This is a genomic window from Allobosea sp. GW821-FHT03A12, from assembly GCF_058986765.1.
In genome coordinates this window covers 547,800-564,118 of sequence record NZ_JBYSVZ010000001.1, presented here as the reverse complement: position 1 = coordinate 564,118, position 16,319 = coordinate 547,800, and the positions used below count along the sequence as shown (strand labels likewise).

Genomic DNA, 16,319 nt, shown 5'->3' with positions numbered 1-16,319 from the left:
ACGCGATAGAGAATGGTTCTCTTGAGGATTTCAAATGCAGATTCAAAGTGCTTTTGGAATGCTGCTGGCCTTCTTTTGGTTGACAAAGCCCGGTCTTTCTCAAGGGCTCTCGCATAGCTTTGCTGAGTGGCGTGGAGACGAATGCCTCGTCGCGGATCCCACCGGAACGGCCTTAAACGTGCGTCAGTCCCCAAAAGGGACGGTGGTTGATACCTTAAATAACGGTGATGGTGTTGTTGTTTTGTCGCCAAAGAAAGGTGAATGGATAGAAGTCGGACACGTGACTGGTCCGGCAATGAAGAAGATTGGATGGGTATGGTCGAAATTTATCGATTGTAGTGCGGGGAGAATCCGCGGATCATCGCCGATATTTTTTGAGAGCACTGATGCTTTAGTTGATATAGGCATTAGCTGGCTCGAAGAAAAAACCCCTGATGAATTCGTTAAGTGTCCATATCAAGGTGAGGCGCACACGATATCGATTTCCAAGTTAATAGTTTATTCTCATCGAAAGAGGGGCTTCAATATCGACAAGCTGTGCTTGATGCTGGCCGCGGGATCAGTCCGTTATGATCCAGAAAGCGGACGCCGCCTTAATACATATCTTTTTTCCGGGTGGCCTGACTATGGTTTCTTTCCGGAGGAGTTTCTGTTAGAAGTGCCTGACTGCTTTAAGTCAGGAGCTGTGCAGGGCAAAGGCACTTACTGGCATAAGTTTAAACCTACAGGATGCCGCTTGAATTTTCATCCGTGGACCGGTCGACGTTTGTCGGTGGATGAGAAAGCTGTTTATGCGCGAGCACTAAGTGTCGACGCCGGCGGTGAAGCGGGAGCTGGAGGTTCTTCCTCATCTCTTAGAGAGAATAATCTGCCGCGCGCTTCGGGAGCAAAACTTGAGGATATTAAGCGAAAACTCAAATCCAATGCTAACTAGAGTTTCGATTCGAATTTTGTTAGATACACGCCATTGCGAAAACGCCCATATTGATAAAGCTCGCCACTCCTCATCGGCCGCGGAACGGGTGCGGGATAGCGCGCCCAATCTCTCTAGCGTTCGTGATACCTATGCGGGCCTCTTCCGGCTGAACGTCGCCAGAACCGCTCTCGGAGGCCAATTCGGGAATGTCGCATCCGGTTCGGACAATCCGGGTTCCTCGTGAAGCTACCGAGATCGCTCGATGAAAACTCTAATCAGCTGGCTTCATGCGAGACCACAATCGTGCGCACTTTGGTGAGCTTGCTTCCGCGGCGCGCCCATGCACGAGTTTCTGGTGCCGCTTTTTGAATCGCTACTCAGGCGCGGCGGCAAGGTATTTCGCGCGCAAGACGGCATGCCGTACGCTGTGCTGGAGAACGTAGGAGGCCAGCTCAAGAATCCTCTTCGCGGCGCCCAAGCGCGCAGCGGTATTACCGACGTCAGCCCCTACCGATCCGGATGCGGCCGACAACCGTTGGCTGAGAGAGGCATTCGAAGCCCAGGTGCCGATCATCTATTTTCTTTGGGGGGAGCGCCCGGCCGGGCCCAGGCGATGCTGCCGGCGTTCATTGCCGGATGGGATGCCGAGGCGCTGAAAGCGCGCGTCGCGTTCAGTGTTCAAGGGCGCGATGACCTGACGCCGCCGGCAAGCGCGATCGAGCGCCGCTACGCCCTGAGAACGGTCCAGCAGAGACTTCACAGGCTTCCTTCCGAGAAGCCGTTATCACTGCTTACGACGGTCGCTGCGTCCTTTCCGGTCTCCCTGAGCCGCTCTTGCTTGATGCCGCGCACATTGTCGCGGATGGCGACGAGCGGTTCGGGCAAGCCATGGTGACAAACGGGATCCCGCTCTCCAAAATCCATCACGCGGCGTTCGACGCTCACCTCATAGGAATAAACCCGGATTTCCGGCTGCACGTGTCCGAAAAGCTGATGGTTCAGAAAGATGGCCCCATGCTCGAGGCGTTGAAAGCGCTGAACGGTGGAACGCTGCACGGCCCTAAACGCCAACAGGATCGGCCAGATAGGGATCGGCTTGCGTTCAGATTCGAGCGGTTCCGCTCTGCCGCCTAGTACACGCCCTCGGATGGCGGCTTTGACGGATTGGGCGCGGCTAGCCGCGCTAGAGCAGTTCGAAGATCGGCTGCACGAACCCTTGCAGACGACTTAGGAATGCGTTTCTCTGACGTAAGGTCGTGGAGACTGGCGCATGTCTCATATCACCACAGAAACCTAGGGCGGATGTCAATGCTCAGGAAGCTGTTCCATTCCGCGTTCACAGTCGTCATTGCCCTCGGTGCAGAGCATCAAGCTGCAGTCGGGCAGGAAGCACAGCCGAAACTGATAAGGATCATCTCGACCGCTCCTCCGGGGGCGCCAGCGTCAATCGCCATCGACCGGTTAATTGCCGGCCTCAACGAACGGTTTGGCCCGAATTATCGGGCGTCTGCAATCGAACGTCGTGGCTCTCCCCAAGCCATGCTGGCGGAGTATGCCGCTGAAATCGCAGTTGTTCCGACCACCGATCTAAGTGAATCCACACGCTACGCCTTTACGCTCTTCGACTTGCCATTCCTGTTTCAGACGACAAAAGAGGTCGACGCTGTTCAGAAGACGTCCGTCGGCATTGCAGGCATGGCCGCTCTACAGAGAGGTGGCTATGTCGGCTTGGGATATCTCAATAATGGTCTAAATTCTCTGTTCACCAAGACAGTTCCCGCTAACCTGGACACCTTTAAAGGTCAGAAGATCCGCGTTGCTACACAATCTGGGGGATCGTCGGTTTCACAACTCGGTGCCAGACCGGTTGTGTTACCTTTCGCAGAACTCTCAGCAGCGCTCGAAATGGGCGCCGTCGATGGATTGGAGGTGTCCAATGCTTTCGCAGTCCAGTCAGGCGGCGCAGCCGGCATCGTGGCCAGGTGGTCAACAAGCGTAGCGGCCGCGACCCCGCTGCGGCCGAGCGTATCTGCACTTTTGATGAATGATGCGATGTGGCGGAGCCTGCCTTACCGCATTCAGTCGATCATAGTAGAAGAAAGCCAAAAAGCGTCGCTGGTCGCAACGGAGGTTGCCTCGCGCCAGGAGGCGGATCTGTCGAGGACGATCGCCGAGGCTCGTACGGTCACACAGGTCTCCGCCGAATCTTTGGCGAAAGCAATCCAGCCGGCTTGGCTGCGGGCACAAGGTATTAGCCCCGACGATCTGAAGGACACGGTGCTGCCAATTGTCGAGAGTATCCGAAGAGCGAACGTTCAAAGCCCGCCTTCCCCGGACCGGCGTGGAGCAGTGACCGATCCGCCCGTCGTTCCGGCCTCAGCGGTGGGAGCGCGCGGGCTAGGTCCCGGCGAGGTATTGTTTGCCACGGATCGGGCGTTCCTGCCGGAGGCAGAACCGCGTTATCGGCTGCAGGGCGTGCGCGGTCAGCTGATATTTGGGATAGCCAGCTTCTCAATTAATCCAAGTCGCAAACTTGGCGCTACAGACGATGCGCAATCTCGTATGGCCGATCTCAAGATTATGACAGATGTAGATTTTGAGAAAAGGCTTTCTGATGCGCTGAGTGCCGCACCCAAGAAAGAAGTAGTGATTTTTGTTCATGGATTTAATAACGCGTTCGATTCCGCGTCGCGGGCCATGGCCCTGATAAGCTCTGACATCCATTTCGGCGGCATTCCTGTACTGTACAGCTGGCCGTCGGACGGAGCGGCACCCCGCTATGGTAGCGATGAGGAGGAGGTTCGGGCGAGTCGCGACAACTTCCTGCGGTTTGTCGAGAAAATCGGACGGACCGCCGGCGTTCAGCGGTTGCACATTGCCGCACACAGTATGGGAAATCGTCTTATGCTCGAGGCGATCGATAAATTCGATGGCATATCTGACAAAAGCGTCAAGCTGTTCCATCACGCGATCATGGCTGCACCGGATGTTTATGTCGGGATTTTCTCGCCAACAGTCGATGCGTTTCTACGCAGAACCGGTCGATTGACATTATATGCGTCTGATAAAGATACCGCGCTCCTTTGTTCGCGCAAACTGCATGGCGGCAATCGGCGATTAGGCGAGGCTGGAACGGGGATATTCGTTGCGCAGGGGGTGGAGACGATCGACGCGACGGAAGCCGAACCCCCTCCCTCCTTCCTGTCTGCGGAATACTGGCCAGTGCTGAGCTGGGCTGCCAAGACCTGCGATGTTGGCCACGCGTACATGATGCGCAGCGTACGCGTCCAGGCCGACCTGCAGAACCTGATCCTCAGTGACCTCCCGCCTGTATCGCGGCCCGGTCTGGAGACAAAGGCGAAAGCAGGCATAAATTACTGGGCCTTTAGGCCTTCCGAATAGTCGTCCATTGGAACTAACAAGTGAAGATTACGAAGCGAATTCATACAGCCATATCTATAATATTGCCTTTTATTATATACTTTGGAGCTGTTGGTGAAGCGTGATATGGAGCTCGTTCGCGAGTTGCTTCTGAAGCTTGAATTACCCCCCATCAGGCCAAGGGCGGTCGCTCATCTTCAGCCTGGAGGGGAAGAACTTGACCTCGCAGCCCACGATCCAGAGGCAGTTGCCTACCATTGTGACCTAATCCGCGAAGCCGGTCTGATCGACGATGGTGGGGCTGCGACCCATGCAAGGAATTGGCTTTCGTCGCCTCACCTGGGACGGTCACGATTTTCTCGATACGATACGAGATCCCGAGGTTTGGGCAAAGACGAAACAGGGAGCCAATGCCGTCAAGAGTTGGAGTTTCGACACGCTTAAGGAGATCGGCAAGGGCCTAATCAAAAAGCAGATCGAAGATTTTACCGGGGTCAAAGTCGGATGACGGCGCTGATTTGCAATCTCTCATCGGAGAACAACTCAGAACTGCTTTTGGTCAAGATGCCCCGGTAAGGATGCGGTGCACCTGCATCCGGCTCACGCCAAGCACCTTGGCAATCTCGGTCGGACCCTTGCCCTCCGACCGCAGGTTCTTGACCTTCTCGGCGTCAATTCTGCGCTTACCCCCTTTGTAAACGCCTGCCTCCTTGGCCTTCGCGATCCCATCGCGCTGACGCGCCTTGATGAAGCCGCGCTCCATTTCCGCAACCATCCCGAGGACCGTGAGCACGATGCGGCCGGTATCTCCTTTGGTGGAGACGAAGGGTTCCAGAACCGTCAGGGATGCGCCACGTTGGTCGCACTCGTGCACGATGTTGAGCACGTCTCGTGTCGAGCGCCCGAGGCGGTCTAGCCGCGTCACCATCAATTCGTCTCCAGGCCGGAGGAAGTCCAGCACCGTGTCCAGCTCCGTGCGCCCCTCTCGGCTCGCCCCGCTGACCTTCTCCTTGCGGACGACAGTGCAACCCTCTGCCTGTAGCCGCTCAACCTGACCCTCGTAGTCCTGTCCGGTGGTCGAGACTCGAGCGTATCCGATCTTGCTCATAGCGACGCGCCTTGTCACATCAGAATTTTGACTTGAGATACTGCGCGTAACATTTCACTGAAGTCAACCCTGAAGTGACGCCTTGCGCGTAACGTCTCGCCGTTGCATCAGGGTATACCGTAATGAGACACCTAGTTTCGTCACACCTGCCGAATGGCCCTGCACAACGCGGCAGCAAACACTCGGAGGATCAGGTGAAAAATAGCGCATCTCGTCACAAGCCGGCATTGAGATCCGGTGGTAAGCGGACATTGGCGCTTTGGCTAGCTCTGAGCGAAGGACAAATAAAGTGCCGAGATATCATACTGGAGGGAAGCATGATTGCCGCCAGCATTGCGCGCGTTTCCTCGCACCCCTCCTCAGATCTTCAGAAGCTCAGCTATTGGCGGTTCAACGCGCGCCACTCAATTAGCTCCGCTTCGCGACACAACTCAATCACCGCGAAGCATTGCCCCTGATGATTTCGCTCACCTTGGCTAGGATCTCACTAGCATCGCCTGATATGACCACGTCACACTCTCGTACCCTTCGCCTAGCAACGTCGAGTTGTTCCGAGTTCATTAAACGGCCTTCGGAGCCCGCCACTCTCACGTACTGCTCCCTCACGTCATTCACGGTATCTAGACCGATCGTAATGGAACGGAAATCCTCCTTCCGACGAAACTCGTAAAAGACTTCAATCGATGTTGGTTCGAACACAGTCGCAGCATCGACATTCAATGCGCGCTCGACTTCACTGCGGCGCATCCCGTAGACCGCGCTGCCGTAGCTGATTGACCATGCATACTTCTTAGGGTCCCACAACTTAACGAAATCGTATTCCCGCTCGCCCTCGAATCGGGGAGGTCTGGTCGTCGAAGGCTGAAGCACAGCGACGAGGCTCTCGCGGCTTAAGTTATCAATAAGTGTAGTCTTTCCTGCGCCCCTGACGCCAGTAATAACGTAGAGCATCAAATCTTACCTTTCGCGAATATCAAAATTGTCTCTTTGGTAATCGAAGTCCATGATTGGCGCGTTCGAGACTGTCGAACCGATCGATCGGCGGTGAACCATAGCTTCCAGCCGCTTTCTGCGAGGACCTCTTTAAGGAGTATTACTCCAGCATCACGCCCATGGTCCTTATGTGGCATAACGAACGAGGCATATCCATCTTCGTCAAGAGACATCATCTGAACCTTGACCGCGTCAACAAGCTGTTGGGCCCAATCTGACACATGATTTGGTTTAAAGCGCTTCCTCCTAGCCCCGATCTCCATCGACACCATCCGAGTTAGGGCATCGTCAGAAAACCCCAATAGATATAAGGAAAGACGTTGCGCTAGGCCGTAGTCGATTGCGCCGCCATATGGTGGGGACGTCAGGAGGAGCGCCATCCCGACATCCGCTCCCGCTTCTCGATCCGTCGTCCAATCCGTCAACCGGAACTCGAAACTCCCGACAGAAAGCGTCGAAGGCGCAGCACGCCTGGCGTCAACCAACCGCTTCTTCGTCCGCCTTAACCAAGCCAAAGCAGCCCGCGGGACCTCCTTGTAGACGAACTCTTTCGGTAGCACATTGTCCGCCACATGCCCCCAACTGCGGGTCTCGGAAGACAAGCTGCGCGCTATGGCCGAGATCATCGTGAGGCCGACGGTCTTGGAGAATCGTGAAATGTTAGCATCTTCGAGGATGCGTATCAGGTCGATTAATCGTGACAGTGTTTCTGAGTGGTACCAAAGAGAAAGACGCTCAATGTTCGGTGAGAAGCTAATCGCGGAGAATATTTCCTGCATGGAGGCGCCACTATAGCGCCTGATTATGTCATCCGTTCTCGCATTTGACTTAAGCGATCGCGAGATGAGAAGCTCTTGAGCGTCGACCGCTTGGGTCAAATATTCTAACTCTTCAAATATATCGAAGAATTGACTCGGCTCTGAAACCAGCAATGCCAATAAGCCTGTCGTGGCAAAGCCTGACATCACTCCGATAAGGCTCAAGTCGCAAGAAAGTGAGTTGCGGCCGCGCAATAACGACGAAGCAGCGGTCGTCCCAATCCCACAGAATGGATCAAAAATCGTATCTCCCGGCTTTGACAACAAGTCAATCAAAACACCTGGCAGACCAGGAGCGAAGCTCCCCGGATACCAATGCATCGCGGACAAATTAAGATCATGATGCTCTATAAAATCCCAATCGACAATCCCAAGTTGCCGAAGCGTGTCTCTGTTCGTCATATCAGCTTCAATTGATCAGAAGGGCTATTAAATGGGTCAGAGAACGGATCTCTGATCTCTGACAATTCGCCGACATAACCCATCATCTTTCTATTGAATTCAAATTTCGCCCGCGCAGCGATATATTCAGGAACAGGACGCGATGAGAATAGGCCAATCAATATTTCTTGTGTGTCGAATCCCAATTCGGCCACCCTATCTTGGTCGCGCAATAATATTCTCAACTTGCGATCTGTCTTCGATTTATCCAGTATCACGTGAAACACACAAGGACTTTTTGTTACAGAAGCCATTTGCCTCTCTATATCTCTCTTATTGATCGGGTTGGATAAATCTTGATATTTATCGAGCTGCCTTCCTCGGAATATGGCTATGGGCGTGTAAAGCTGAGCCAATAAAAGCCTCTTTACTAAATAGCCGATCTCTTGATTGTCGCCAATTGCGGAGCTTATTAGATGTTGAATCAATCCATCGTCCGTAAAAATCCAACTGTCCGTCCCAATTAGGTCTGCCTCGGCTGCCAACTCGATCGCCTTCGTAAGCATCCCTTTTGCGGAGAACTCTGCCCAGTCGTGCAGTAGATAAGTATAGAGAACATGGCGCAACGACTGCCATCTTTGGATCAACGGCACCGAAGAACTCGTCACTGATAAACTGCCAGACTCGACTCGAAGGTCGCGCGCCAGCCTTACTGCCATCTCGCTGTCGCCGGCAGATGTTATGCCCATGTGGTATGCAAGTCGCACCACGTTGTCGATGTTGTCCAGATCGATTGATCCGCTGATCAACGGTCCCAGCGGGCCGTCTCCGGCGATCGTCTGCGCGACGAGCGGCCACAGAGGGCCGAGTTTTTCTTGTGCTGAGAAACGTGCTCCGAGATAGGATACGTTCGCCGGCGTCTTCTGGTAAAAAAAAGTCTCCGAATCTTGTCCCAATTGCTGGTGCTCCAGATCCAGCAGTCGCGGGTTGTCCTTTAGTGTGTATTCCAAGGAGTGGCCGAAAGGGCCCGTCTTTACGTCGTGGAGAAGAGCAGCCGCTATCAGGATTTCCGCCTGCTCCTTGGACGCCCCTGACGAGTCAACCCACTCTTTCGCTAGTCGCACGACTCCAAGGCTATGCTCGAAACGCGAAACCTCTGATGCGCCAGTCACGAGCAATGAGTTGATGTTGCACATCCGGATGTTGCGCAGCCGCTGGATTTCCGGAGCATATAGAAGCTCTACCTCGCGGGCATCGAGGCTGGTGCGGCCGTAGAGGGGATCGAGGATCCTACTTGTCAGCATCCGAGAGCATCTCATGCGCGGCAAGCCATCCTGAAACGCCGGCTTGTAGCAGACCTCTAGCATGCCCCGCCGCATCACCCGCGACATACAGACCGGGACGATCCGTTCGGTGGGAGCCCCCCACAGCGAAGGTGTCCCAATGCCAATCCAGCAATGGGAAGTGAACCCTATGAGGGCTGTCCCAATCAACAAGCTTCGAGGCGCCGAGCATCGTCGCGAACGCCTGAAGCTCGTCAGCGATGGCTTCCCCATATGCCGCGCGGATTGTCGGCAGCTTATCTTGAAAGGGAGAGCCGCGTACCACAGGCGCAAGCTCGTACTCAGGGGCTCGAAGTCCTTCGAGCCGACGCAGCACATCCTCGATCGTAGCCTGCTTAGGGGTGACACGAGTAAGGAGGCCGACATTGGCGCACGTCTGATCGCTATGCGCTACGACGCCACCCGGGATCGAAATACCGCGAAAAGGGTACCTGTAGATCGTGCCTGGGTGGTTGAGACAAAAGGTCCGCGTCCGCGCCATAAGAATCTTCGCGTCGGGCCCCTGATCTCGCAAACGCTGCAGCGCCTGACGGTCGAGAAACTCGACGCGCACGCCTAAATCAACCCCTTTCCCCTCCTGAGGGGTAGCCCCGGCATCACGAAGCAGCGACCCGCCAGTCCGTCCAGCAGCGAAGAGCACCGATCGAGCTCGGGCGATCTCTCCGTTCCTACCGAACGCCACCCAATCATCACCGTCGGGACGGAGTGCCGTCGCCTCTGAAGTGATAACCTTGGCGGATTCTCTGACATGCTCGGAGATGACTTCGATAGTTCGTGCGATCTCCAGAGGCGTTAGCACGATGGATCGGTAACGCCGGATGGCTCCAGAACCAGAAAGAGGCTCATCGGCGGACATATCCCCAGCGCCGCTGTCGACCCTCGATCTTAGATCGAGAAACTCCAGCACCTCCTCGATGGCCGCCCGCAGCCTCTCCAGCGATCCCGCTGCAGGAACGAGCCCTTGGCCAGCGGGCAACAGAGAAAACTTTGCGCCCGAAAACCCTGTAAAACCACCGAGCGCTCCATTCCCGTCAGGAAGGCTTCTGTCAAGAAGGGTGACTTCGCCCCCCCGACAGGAAAGTACGTGAGCCGCAATTAGTCCACTCAACCCACCGCCGATGACAATAAACTTGGGCCGGGGCGTCCTCACCTAAATCGCCCCCCCCGCGCCGGTCTCAACCTGTAACGCGCTGAACATGAACGACACGGCATTCTTCGCCGCGAGTTCTTGACGCTCCTTCTTCCTGTGAGACTTATTTCCATCCGCCCAATCGCAGATCGCTTTAACAATGACCCATCGGGTCGACGTTTCCGCGCAGGCTTGAATCAAGCCGGTTCCCTCCATCTCGCCACCGATCGCTTCTCCTCCGGAGAACGCACGTATCTGCTCGCGGAAATCCCGATTGTCTACGAGCTTATCACCGCTCAGTAGCAGTCCAGCCGTGACGCTTGCATCAGACCAGACGGCTCCCGTGGCTTGGAAGAGGCTTACTAGCGTCGGATCCGCGCTCGTTTTATCCCCTCGGCTTTTCATTACAGGCTCTCCGTCCGCGCCAGTTCCTACCCGTTGCAGATCGTAGCAAAGAACCTGCTTGGAGATTAGGACTTCCCCAATCGATTGCTTATTTCTGTCCACCCCGAACGCGATCCCGACCATCACAATGAAATTGGGAGAAAGGTGATTGATCATCCGAAGTGCCGTCGACGACGAACCGCCGACCGATGAGCTCCCCATCTCGGTCTTCACTAGAGCGATCCGCCTTCTATTGAGATAACCTAGATCATAGAACGCGCGCCCACCATCAAAGTATAGCGTCGGCTGATTTCCGTTCAGTTTGAATTTTTCAATAACGGCATTTAACTCTACATCGGTAGCAACCATTATCATGGCATCATAAGAGCTAGACATTTTCTGACCCAATCTGGCATCTGTTACGGCATCTCTGAATTCTGTATTATTTTCTAAATGAGATATAATAATTTTTGTTCTTTGTAGAATATTCAAAAATATATCTTGGTTAATTGCAACAACATCATTTGGAAAATATACTTTCAATTGGTCGAGAGTTTGCTTAATCTTAGTACGGAACGAAGGTATGTTGCTTGGCGGGCCTGCCTTATACAAAACAGATAAAGCAGAAAATAATATATTCGCCTCGGCCAGATATGCTTGAAATGAAATATCGGCTCCACCGATGTATAGAAATCGCTCCCAAAACTCTTGATTTAATTCCCAATTAGATTCTATAATATTGTTTATACCAAGCAATCGCGAGAAATTATGCAGTATCTGAATATCGTATCGTGGATATTCGCGCGACATATGATCAAAATGATCTAATCCATGCATGCCAGTAGCGATGTCGGAACTGAGAACGCTCATAAAATGGTCGGTGTAGTCGGTCGAAATACGTCTTCGTACAATGCTAATGGCGCGCGTCGGCTGAGCTGATGCGGCGCTTGCAGCAGCGAATATCGCGGCGGTAACAGCGCGATCCTCGCGTCGCAAGAGACTCTCAATCACAACTTTCTTGGCATCGCGTTCGCGATCGTTAGATTCTTCAATGTCGTGTCCCCATGCAGAAAGACTTCTTACGAGAGAACGCGTCGCACTTGAATTTTTTGATATAATGTTCGCGCGGCTTGGAATTTGCGGTATACTATCGAAGTACATTGGGTAGCGAGACTGATCATGCTCGTATAGTTGGGCTCGCGACTCCAAAAATTCGGCGATAGTAGGATGGCTGCTGAGTAGATCCAGCCAGCCGGACGACAGCAAAACTTGACAGAACCGAAAAAGACTAGGGGACGAATTGATCGCGGGACTTTCAAACAACAGTGAGGTCCCACAGTTCAATGACGCTCCTGCCACCAGGGTCAGAAGCTGCAGACTCCTCTGGACCTCCGCAGCGGTCGCCTGGTAACCGACGGACTCGCCCAGCTCTCGATCTAAGAAGTGCAGATAGGCTGACCGACCGTTGGCTGGCATTTCCGCTTTCTGACGTGCTGCGAGGAGGACCGAACGGCAGGCGTTTCGCTTAGTAGGCCGACCGGGCGAAGTAGCTAGTGTCTAGTGCGCGAGACCGATACGTGTTCGTCCTAAGTTCCTTGCTCGGGTGTGGTCCGTAAGCCTGCGTAGCTTGCAAGCTATCCGTGCACGTCACCTTCCATGCAATGTCCAATCTCGAATTTACAAGCCTTCTCCCACAAGATTTTCCGGGAGAGTTCCGGCAATGTTGCGCGCCCTGCCGTACCGAAATGGTGGACAACCATTGCCGTTTCCGCTTGGGGCTTGCTTCGGCAGCTCGATTGCCGACCTTGTGACACCGCTCGAATAGACGTTCCAAATGGTGGCTAAGAGCCAAATCTGGCTTCGGCTCCCCTCGTTAGTGCGCATCAGCAGCTTCCAAAAGGATGACCGCCAAAGCGAGCGGTCTATCCGTGTCACAATAGCTGTCACAGTCAGCACCAGATTCCGCCTACCCGCTCGTGAGAATTTGGGCTTGATTGCGCCACACGCACCGCTACGATGTATATCGTGATCAGCAAGGTTATGATCGGATTTTCAAGAGCTTAGGCCCTCTATCGACGGCTAGATCCACGGAAAGCGCCCGTAGCTCAGCTGGATAGAGCGTTGCCCTCCGAAGGCAAAGGTCACACGTTCGAATCGTGTCGGGCGCGCCATTTAACCTCCTACGATCATTGACGTTTCTCCAACCTTGGCACTTTGCGGCTGTTCCGCCTACTTTGTTAGTAGCACCGGATAGCCACAGCATAGCGTCCGGGCGTTCTGCTTTTAGCGAGCATGACCAAAGCGCATGTTCCTGCAGTCGGCCTTCACGAACTCGGTCGGCACTCGCTTCGGCGCATTGGGCCGCTGCTTAGGCGCGGGTGATAGAAGCCAGACAGAACCGTGGCTGGCGAAAAGAGCATGCGTCTTATCTCCCCCCGATTCGGTCAGAGCGTTTAAGCGAATGTTCAAGACAGCATTGCGCCAATAGCTGACATTGGGGCCTCACCTAGAAGCGGACATTCGCGACTTTGGCCAGCCAGGCAAGGTCTCCAACGACCAGCTTGATCTCCGCCCGCAGCTTCTCGCGCTTGCGGTTCTCGTCATCGAGCGCCCTCAGCCAACGAGTGTCCGATACCTCCATCCCGCCATAGCAATTGCGCCAGTTGTAGAAGGTCGCGTCGCTGATCCCGTGCTTCCGGCAGAGATCCACCACCGCAATCCCGGTTTGGTCCTTCTTCAGCACCGCAATAATCTGCTCCTCCCCGCCTTGAACCGCTCCGAGAGGGAGTGGAAGATGGCGCCCGGTGAGTGGGCCATGGCCAAGCCCCAAGTTCGCCGTCATCCTCGGCGAGCGCTTCACTAGGGTCATGGGGCCTGATGTTCACCCCGCCGCCCGCACACGGAAATCCTGACAGTCCCCTGCTCAGGCTGCTGCGCGTGGGCGCGCCGCATATAGCAGGCCCATCGTTGCCGCGGCCAGGAGCGCGCCCAGCATTGCCGCCAGGTAGTTGCCAGCCAGCAAGGGCCAGAGTCCGACCGCAACCATCGTCAAGGCCAGAAGCTCTATGAGCGTCACGGAGATGGGACTCTTCATGCGCCGCCTGATCATGCCGGTCCTCGCCAGTCTCGGTTGATGCCAGATGTTAACGAGGATGCCGCAGGCGATGGCGCATGCAACACCGAGCAGACTGACCAGACCGGCCCAGGCATCGAACATCAGTAAAAGCATCAACGGCGGTGCGGCGATCGTGACTGCAAGCCAGGATATGGCGCCAAAACGGGCGCGCTCGCGTAAGCTGGGGTCCATGGGGGCGGTCAAGGCAAGTTCGGCTGCTTCGTCTGCCGACATTGCGATCCAGGTCAGACCACCGGCAATCTGGCCACACAGAACGATCAGGACCGGCACGAGCGCCGAGGCGTCGTTAGCTCCACTCGCGACCCGATAGACTGTCACGACGGCGATCGGGATCAGAAAAATGCATTGCATCAGGATCTGCGACAACAGCCACGGATCACGTAGAATGATGCGCCGTTCCTTGAGCATCAGCACCCCCAATGGTGACGCTCCGAAGGATGCGCGACTACGCCTGGCGCGGGGTGGAACAGCAGACGCGGATCCTGCTGCCAGGACCGCATTGCGCACAAAGCTCTCGGCAAGGCCGGTGAACATCAGCACGGCCATCAGCGCCGCGCAGGCAACCACGGCTAAGAGGGCCACAGCATCGCCCGTCATGGCGCGGGCAGGCAGCATCGCCAATTGCCAAACAAGAGACCGAGGGTTGGCCAGATAGCCCGCGACAAGGGCGTCCTTTGGACCCGCCCCAAAAATCGCGTCCCACTGCACCATCACAAGCACCAGCAGACCGGCCAGCGCTGCCGCAATCTGCGCCGCGACGCGCGTGCTCCGGATACCGATAAGGCGAACCAGGCCCATTGCCAGTCCGATCGCGATGACCGTTGCGCTGAGTGCAAGGGCCAGGATCAGGGGCAGGCCAGCCAACCAATGAGGTCCGCGTTGCACCGCCAGCAGGATCAGCATCGGCGCGCCATAAAGACCGGCTTTTGCCAGCGTGAAACCAAGGACGTTGAGAGCCCTGACCAGCAGCACCGTTTGCGGAGGCAGGGGCGCGGAGAACATCAGATCATAGTCGCCGCGCGCGTAAAGCGCATAGGCGGCGGAATCGAGCGCGGCTGAGATCATGAGGACGAACAGGAAGGCAAGATTGATCGTCAATGTGATCTGAAGGCGCGGATCGGCAGGGTCCAGTTCGCCGGCCGTCATCAGCAGAAGCTGCGACACGCCGAAAATGATCGTGCAGACCACAGCCAACGCGCCCGCGATCCGCCAGGGACGCATTGCCGTTTTCGGGCCTGCCATGTCGGCAATGCCGCGTAATGCCAGGCGGGCTTCGAGGGCCAGCACGGCGCGGGTTGCACCGGACATAAGGGCCTGCATCTCAGGCTGCCTCTTCGCGCGCGACGACATCGAGGAAAACATCTTCGAGCGTAGAATCCTGGGAGGCGCCACCATTGAGCAGCTCGGCCATCGTGCCTTCGCGGACCAGCTTGCCACTGCGGATGATGCCGATGCGGTCACTGAGCCGTTCAGCGACTTCGAGGATATGCGTGGTGAGGATCACCGCCACGCCGGTTGCGACACGTTGCTGAAGCAGTTCCTTCACGTGGCGCGCCATCGACGCATCAAGGCCGGTCAGCGGCTCGTCAAGGATCAGCAACTCGGGTTCGTGAATCAACGCGCCAGCAAGGGCAACCTTTTGGCGCATACCTTTGGAAAAGCCCTCGCAGCGTTGGTCTGCCACGCGGGTCAGGTCGAGGGTCTCGAGCAGGGCGTCGCGGCGCAGCTTTGCCACCGGTGGCTCGACTTGCCAAAGGCCGGCGACAAAATCGAGATACTCGACAGGCGTGAGCTTGTCGTAAACCATCGGTTCATCTGGGAGCCACGCCACCACACGTTTTGCCGCAACCGGATCGCGCAGGCGGTTGATTCCGCAAATGCTGATCTCGCCCACGTCCGGAGAGAGCAGCCCCGCGACGATCCTGAGCGAAGTGGTCTTGCCCGCCCCGTTCGGACCCAGCAATGCGTAGAGCTCGCCGCGCCGTACATTGAGATCAAGGCCGTTGACAGCCGTGAAGCCGCCGAAGCGCTTCACCAAGCCGCGGACAACCAGCGCATCATGGTCACTCATTCGACCGCTCCCATCATACTGGGGTGCTATGCGGCAGCGCTGGTGACGTTCAGGTTAAACTGACATTTCCAGATAGAGTTGGCTCGGCTTGTCCGAACAGTTCGCGGGCTTGGCCTGCTGCCGGTCGCGGACACCGAGATCAGGAGCCTCACGAAGCCGGAGGTGCCTTCAGCCAAAGTCCGCGGCGGCGTAGCGCCATAAGCCGACGCTGGCATGCTGCCCGGAAGCGGACACCGGAACTCTGCTGATTGGAGTTCGCTCCAAGCTCAAAACTGCGCGGTGCTCGCAAAGGCCAGCGCGGCCGCTTAGCCCTCTGCCGTAGCTGCCCGGGCAAGTCGTAGCAGAGCCAGAGCGCCCACACCGGACAGCGCGACTAATACCGCCGCACTGACCGAAAGTCCGACACGTTCCATCATCACGGCGAATGCCAGCAGCGCTGGGGCACGAATGGCCAGCCCCGGCGCGAACAATTTGCCAAGCATGGCGCCATAGCCGGCCGGGCCGGAGAACTGAAGCGGTACCGTGCCGCAGACGATCGAGCTCAAGCCCATGCGTCGAATCGATTGTGTGCGGCACCTCACGGACGAGATGCCCCCCGAACCGCCACAACGCTGCAACACCGCCCGAGGAGGCGGCGGACAAAGCAATGGAGCGGTACA

14 protein-coding genes, 1 tRNA gene and 2 pseudogenes are annotated in these 16,319 nt (G+C 56.1%); 7 read left to right on the top strand and 10 right to left on the bottom strand.

Annotated features, from left to right (window positions below; translation table 11 throughout):
- Positions 1-34 precede the first annotated feature (34 nt).
- The 6 genes and pseudogenes from AC3WLC_RS02680 (at position 35) to AC3WLC_RS02655 (ending at position 4,805) form a co-directional block, all read left to right on the top strand.
- The gene (locus AC3WLC_RS02680; protein WP_493682386.1) at positions 35-934 is read left to right on the top strand and encodes an SH3 domain-containing protein; all 900 of its coding nucleotides are present in this window, start codon (positions 35-37) and stop codon (positions 932-934) included.
- 322 nt (positions 935-1,256) lie between these two features.
- Positions 1,257-1,811, top strand: coding sequence for a hypothetical protein (locus AC3WLC_RS02675; protein ID WP_493682385.1), 555 nt, complete (start codon positions 1,257-1,259; stop codon positions 1,809-1,811).
- The gene (locus AC3WLC_RS02670; protein WP_493682384.1) at positions 1,751-2,050 is read left to right on the top strand and encodes an HNH endonuclease; all 300 of its coding nucleotides are present in this window, start codon (positions 1,751-1,753) and stop codon (positions 2,048-2,050) included. Before AC3WLC_RS02675 ends, AC3WLC_RS02670 begins: the two co-directional genes overlap by 61 nt.
- 174 nt (positions 2,051-2,224) lie before the next feature.
- Complete coding sequence (gene dctP / locus AC3WLC_RS02665; RefSeq protein ID WP_493682383.1) at positions 2,225-4,318, top strand: TRAP transporter substrate-binding protein DctP; 2,094 nt, start codon at positions 2,225-2,227, stop codon at positions 4,316-4,318.
- 105 nt (positions 4,319-4,423) lie between these two features.
- Positions 4,424-4,549: pseudogene (locus AC3WLC_RS02660) on the top strand (hypothetical protein); the annotation flags it as partial.
- Positions 4,550-4,607: 58 nt separating this feature from the next.
- Positions 4,608-4,805, top strand: a complete 198-nt coding sequence (locus AC3WLC_RS02655) for a DUF2513 domain-containing protein (RefSeq protein ID WP_493682382.1) — start codon at positions 4,608-4,610, stop codon at positions 4,803-4,805.
- 51 nt (positions 4,806-4,856) lie between these two features.
- On the opposite strand, the gene AC3WLC_RS02650 is transcribed toward AC3WLC_RS02655, so the two are convergent.
- The 6 genes from AC3WLC_RS02650 to AC3WLC_RS02625 all read right to left on the bottom strand — a co-directional run bounded on the left by AC3WLC_RS02650 (position 4,857) and on the right by AC3WLC_RS02625 (position 11,776).
- On the bottom strand, positions 4,857-5,405 hold the full coding sequence (locus tag AC3WLC_RS02650; protein WP_493682381.1) for a recombinase family protein: 549 nt from the start codon (positions 5,403-5,405) through the stop codon (positions 4,857-4,859).
- 435 nt (positions 5,406-5,840) lie between these two features.
- On the bottom strand, positions 5,841-6,356 hold the full coding sequence (locus AC3WLC_RS02645; RefSeq protein WP_493682380.1) for a hypothetical protein: 516 nt from the start codon (positions 6,354-6,356) through the stop codon (positions 5,841-5,843).
- Positions 6,356-7,618, bottom strand: a complete 1,263-nt coding sequence (locus AC3WLC_RS02640) for a DNA methyltransferase (protein ID WP_493682379.1) — start codon at positions 7,616-7,618, stop codon at positions 6,356-6,358. The genes AC3WLC_RS02645 and AC3WLC_RS02640 overlap by 1 nt, the downstream gene beginning before the upstream one ends.
- Positions 7,615-8,901, bottom strand: a complete 1,287-nt coding sequence (locus AC3WLC_RS02635; RefSeq protein WP_493682378.1) for an HD domain-containing protein — start codon at positions 8,899-8,901, stop codon at positions 7,615-7,617. Before AC3WLC_RS02635 ends, AC3WLC_RS02640 begins: the two co-directional genes overlap by 4 nt.
- Complete coding sequence (locus AC3WLC_RS02630) at positions 8,888-9,796, bottom strand: hypothetical protein (protein WP_493682377.1); 909 nt, start codon at positions 9,794-9,796, stop codon at positions 8,888-8,890. Before AC3WLC_RS02630 ends, AC3WLC_RS02635 begins: the two co-directional genes overlap by 14 nt.
- Before the next feature lie 294 nt (positions 9,797-10,090).
- On the bottom strand, positions 10,091-11,776 hold the full coding sequence (locus AC3WLC_RS02625; protein ID WP_493682376.1) for a 5'-methylthioadenosine/S-adenosylhomocysteine nucleosidase family protein: 1,686 nt from the start codon (positions 11,774-11,776) through the stop codon (positions 10,091-10,093).
- Between the two features lie 771 nt (positions 11,777-12,547).
- Here AC3WLC_RS02625 and AC3WLC_RS02620 point away from each other — a divergent pair.
- Positions 12,548-12,624: transfer RNA gene (locus AC3WLC_RS02620), tRNA-Arg, on the top strand.
- Between the two features lie 371 nt (positions 12,625-12,995).
- Here AC3WLC_RS02620 and AC3WLC_RS02615 read toward each other — a convergent pair.
- The 4 genes and pseudogenes from AC3WLC_RS02615 to AC3WLC_RS02600 all read right to left on the bottom strand — a co-directional run.
- A pseudogene (locus AC3WLC_RS02615) lies at positions 12,996-13,205 on the bottom strand (transposase); the annotation flags it as partial.
- 171 nt (positions 13,206-13,376) lie between these two features.
- On the bottom strand, positions 13,377-14,897 hold the full coding sequence (locus AC3WLC_RS02610; protein WP_493682375.1) for a hypothetical protein: 1,521 nt from the start codon (positions 14,895-14,897) through the stop codon (positions 13,377-13,379).
- A 13-nt stretch (positions 14,898-14,910) separates the two neighbouring features.
- Positions 14,911-15,660, bottom strand: a complete 750-nt coding sequence (locus AC3WLC_RS02605; RefSeq protein WP_493682374.1) for an ABC transporter ATP-binding protein — start codon at positions 15,658-15,660, stop codon at positions 14,911-14,913.
- 305 nt (positions 15,661-15,965) lie between these two features.
- On the bottom strand, positions 15,966-16,211 hold the full coding sequence (locus AC3WLC_RS02600; RefSeq protein WP_493682373.1) for a hypothetical protein: 246 nt from the start codon (positions 16,209-16,211) through the stop codon (positions 15,966-15,968).
- Positions 16,212-16,319: the final 108 nt, after the last annotated feature.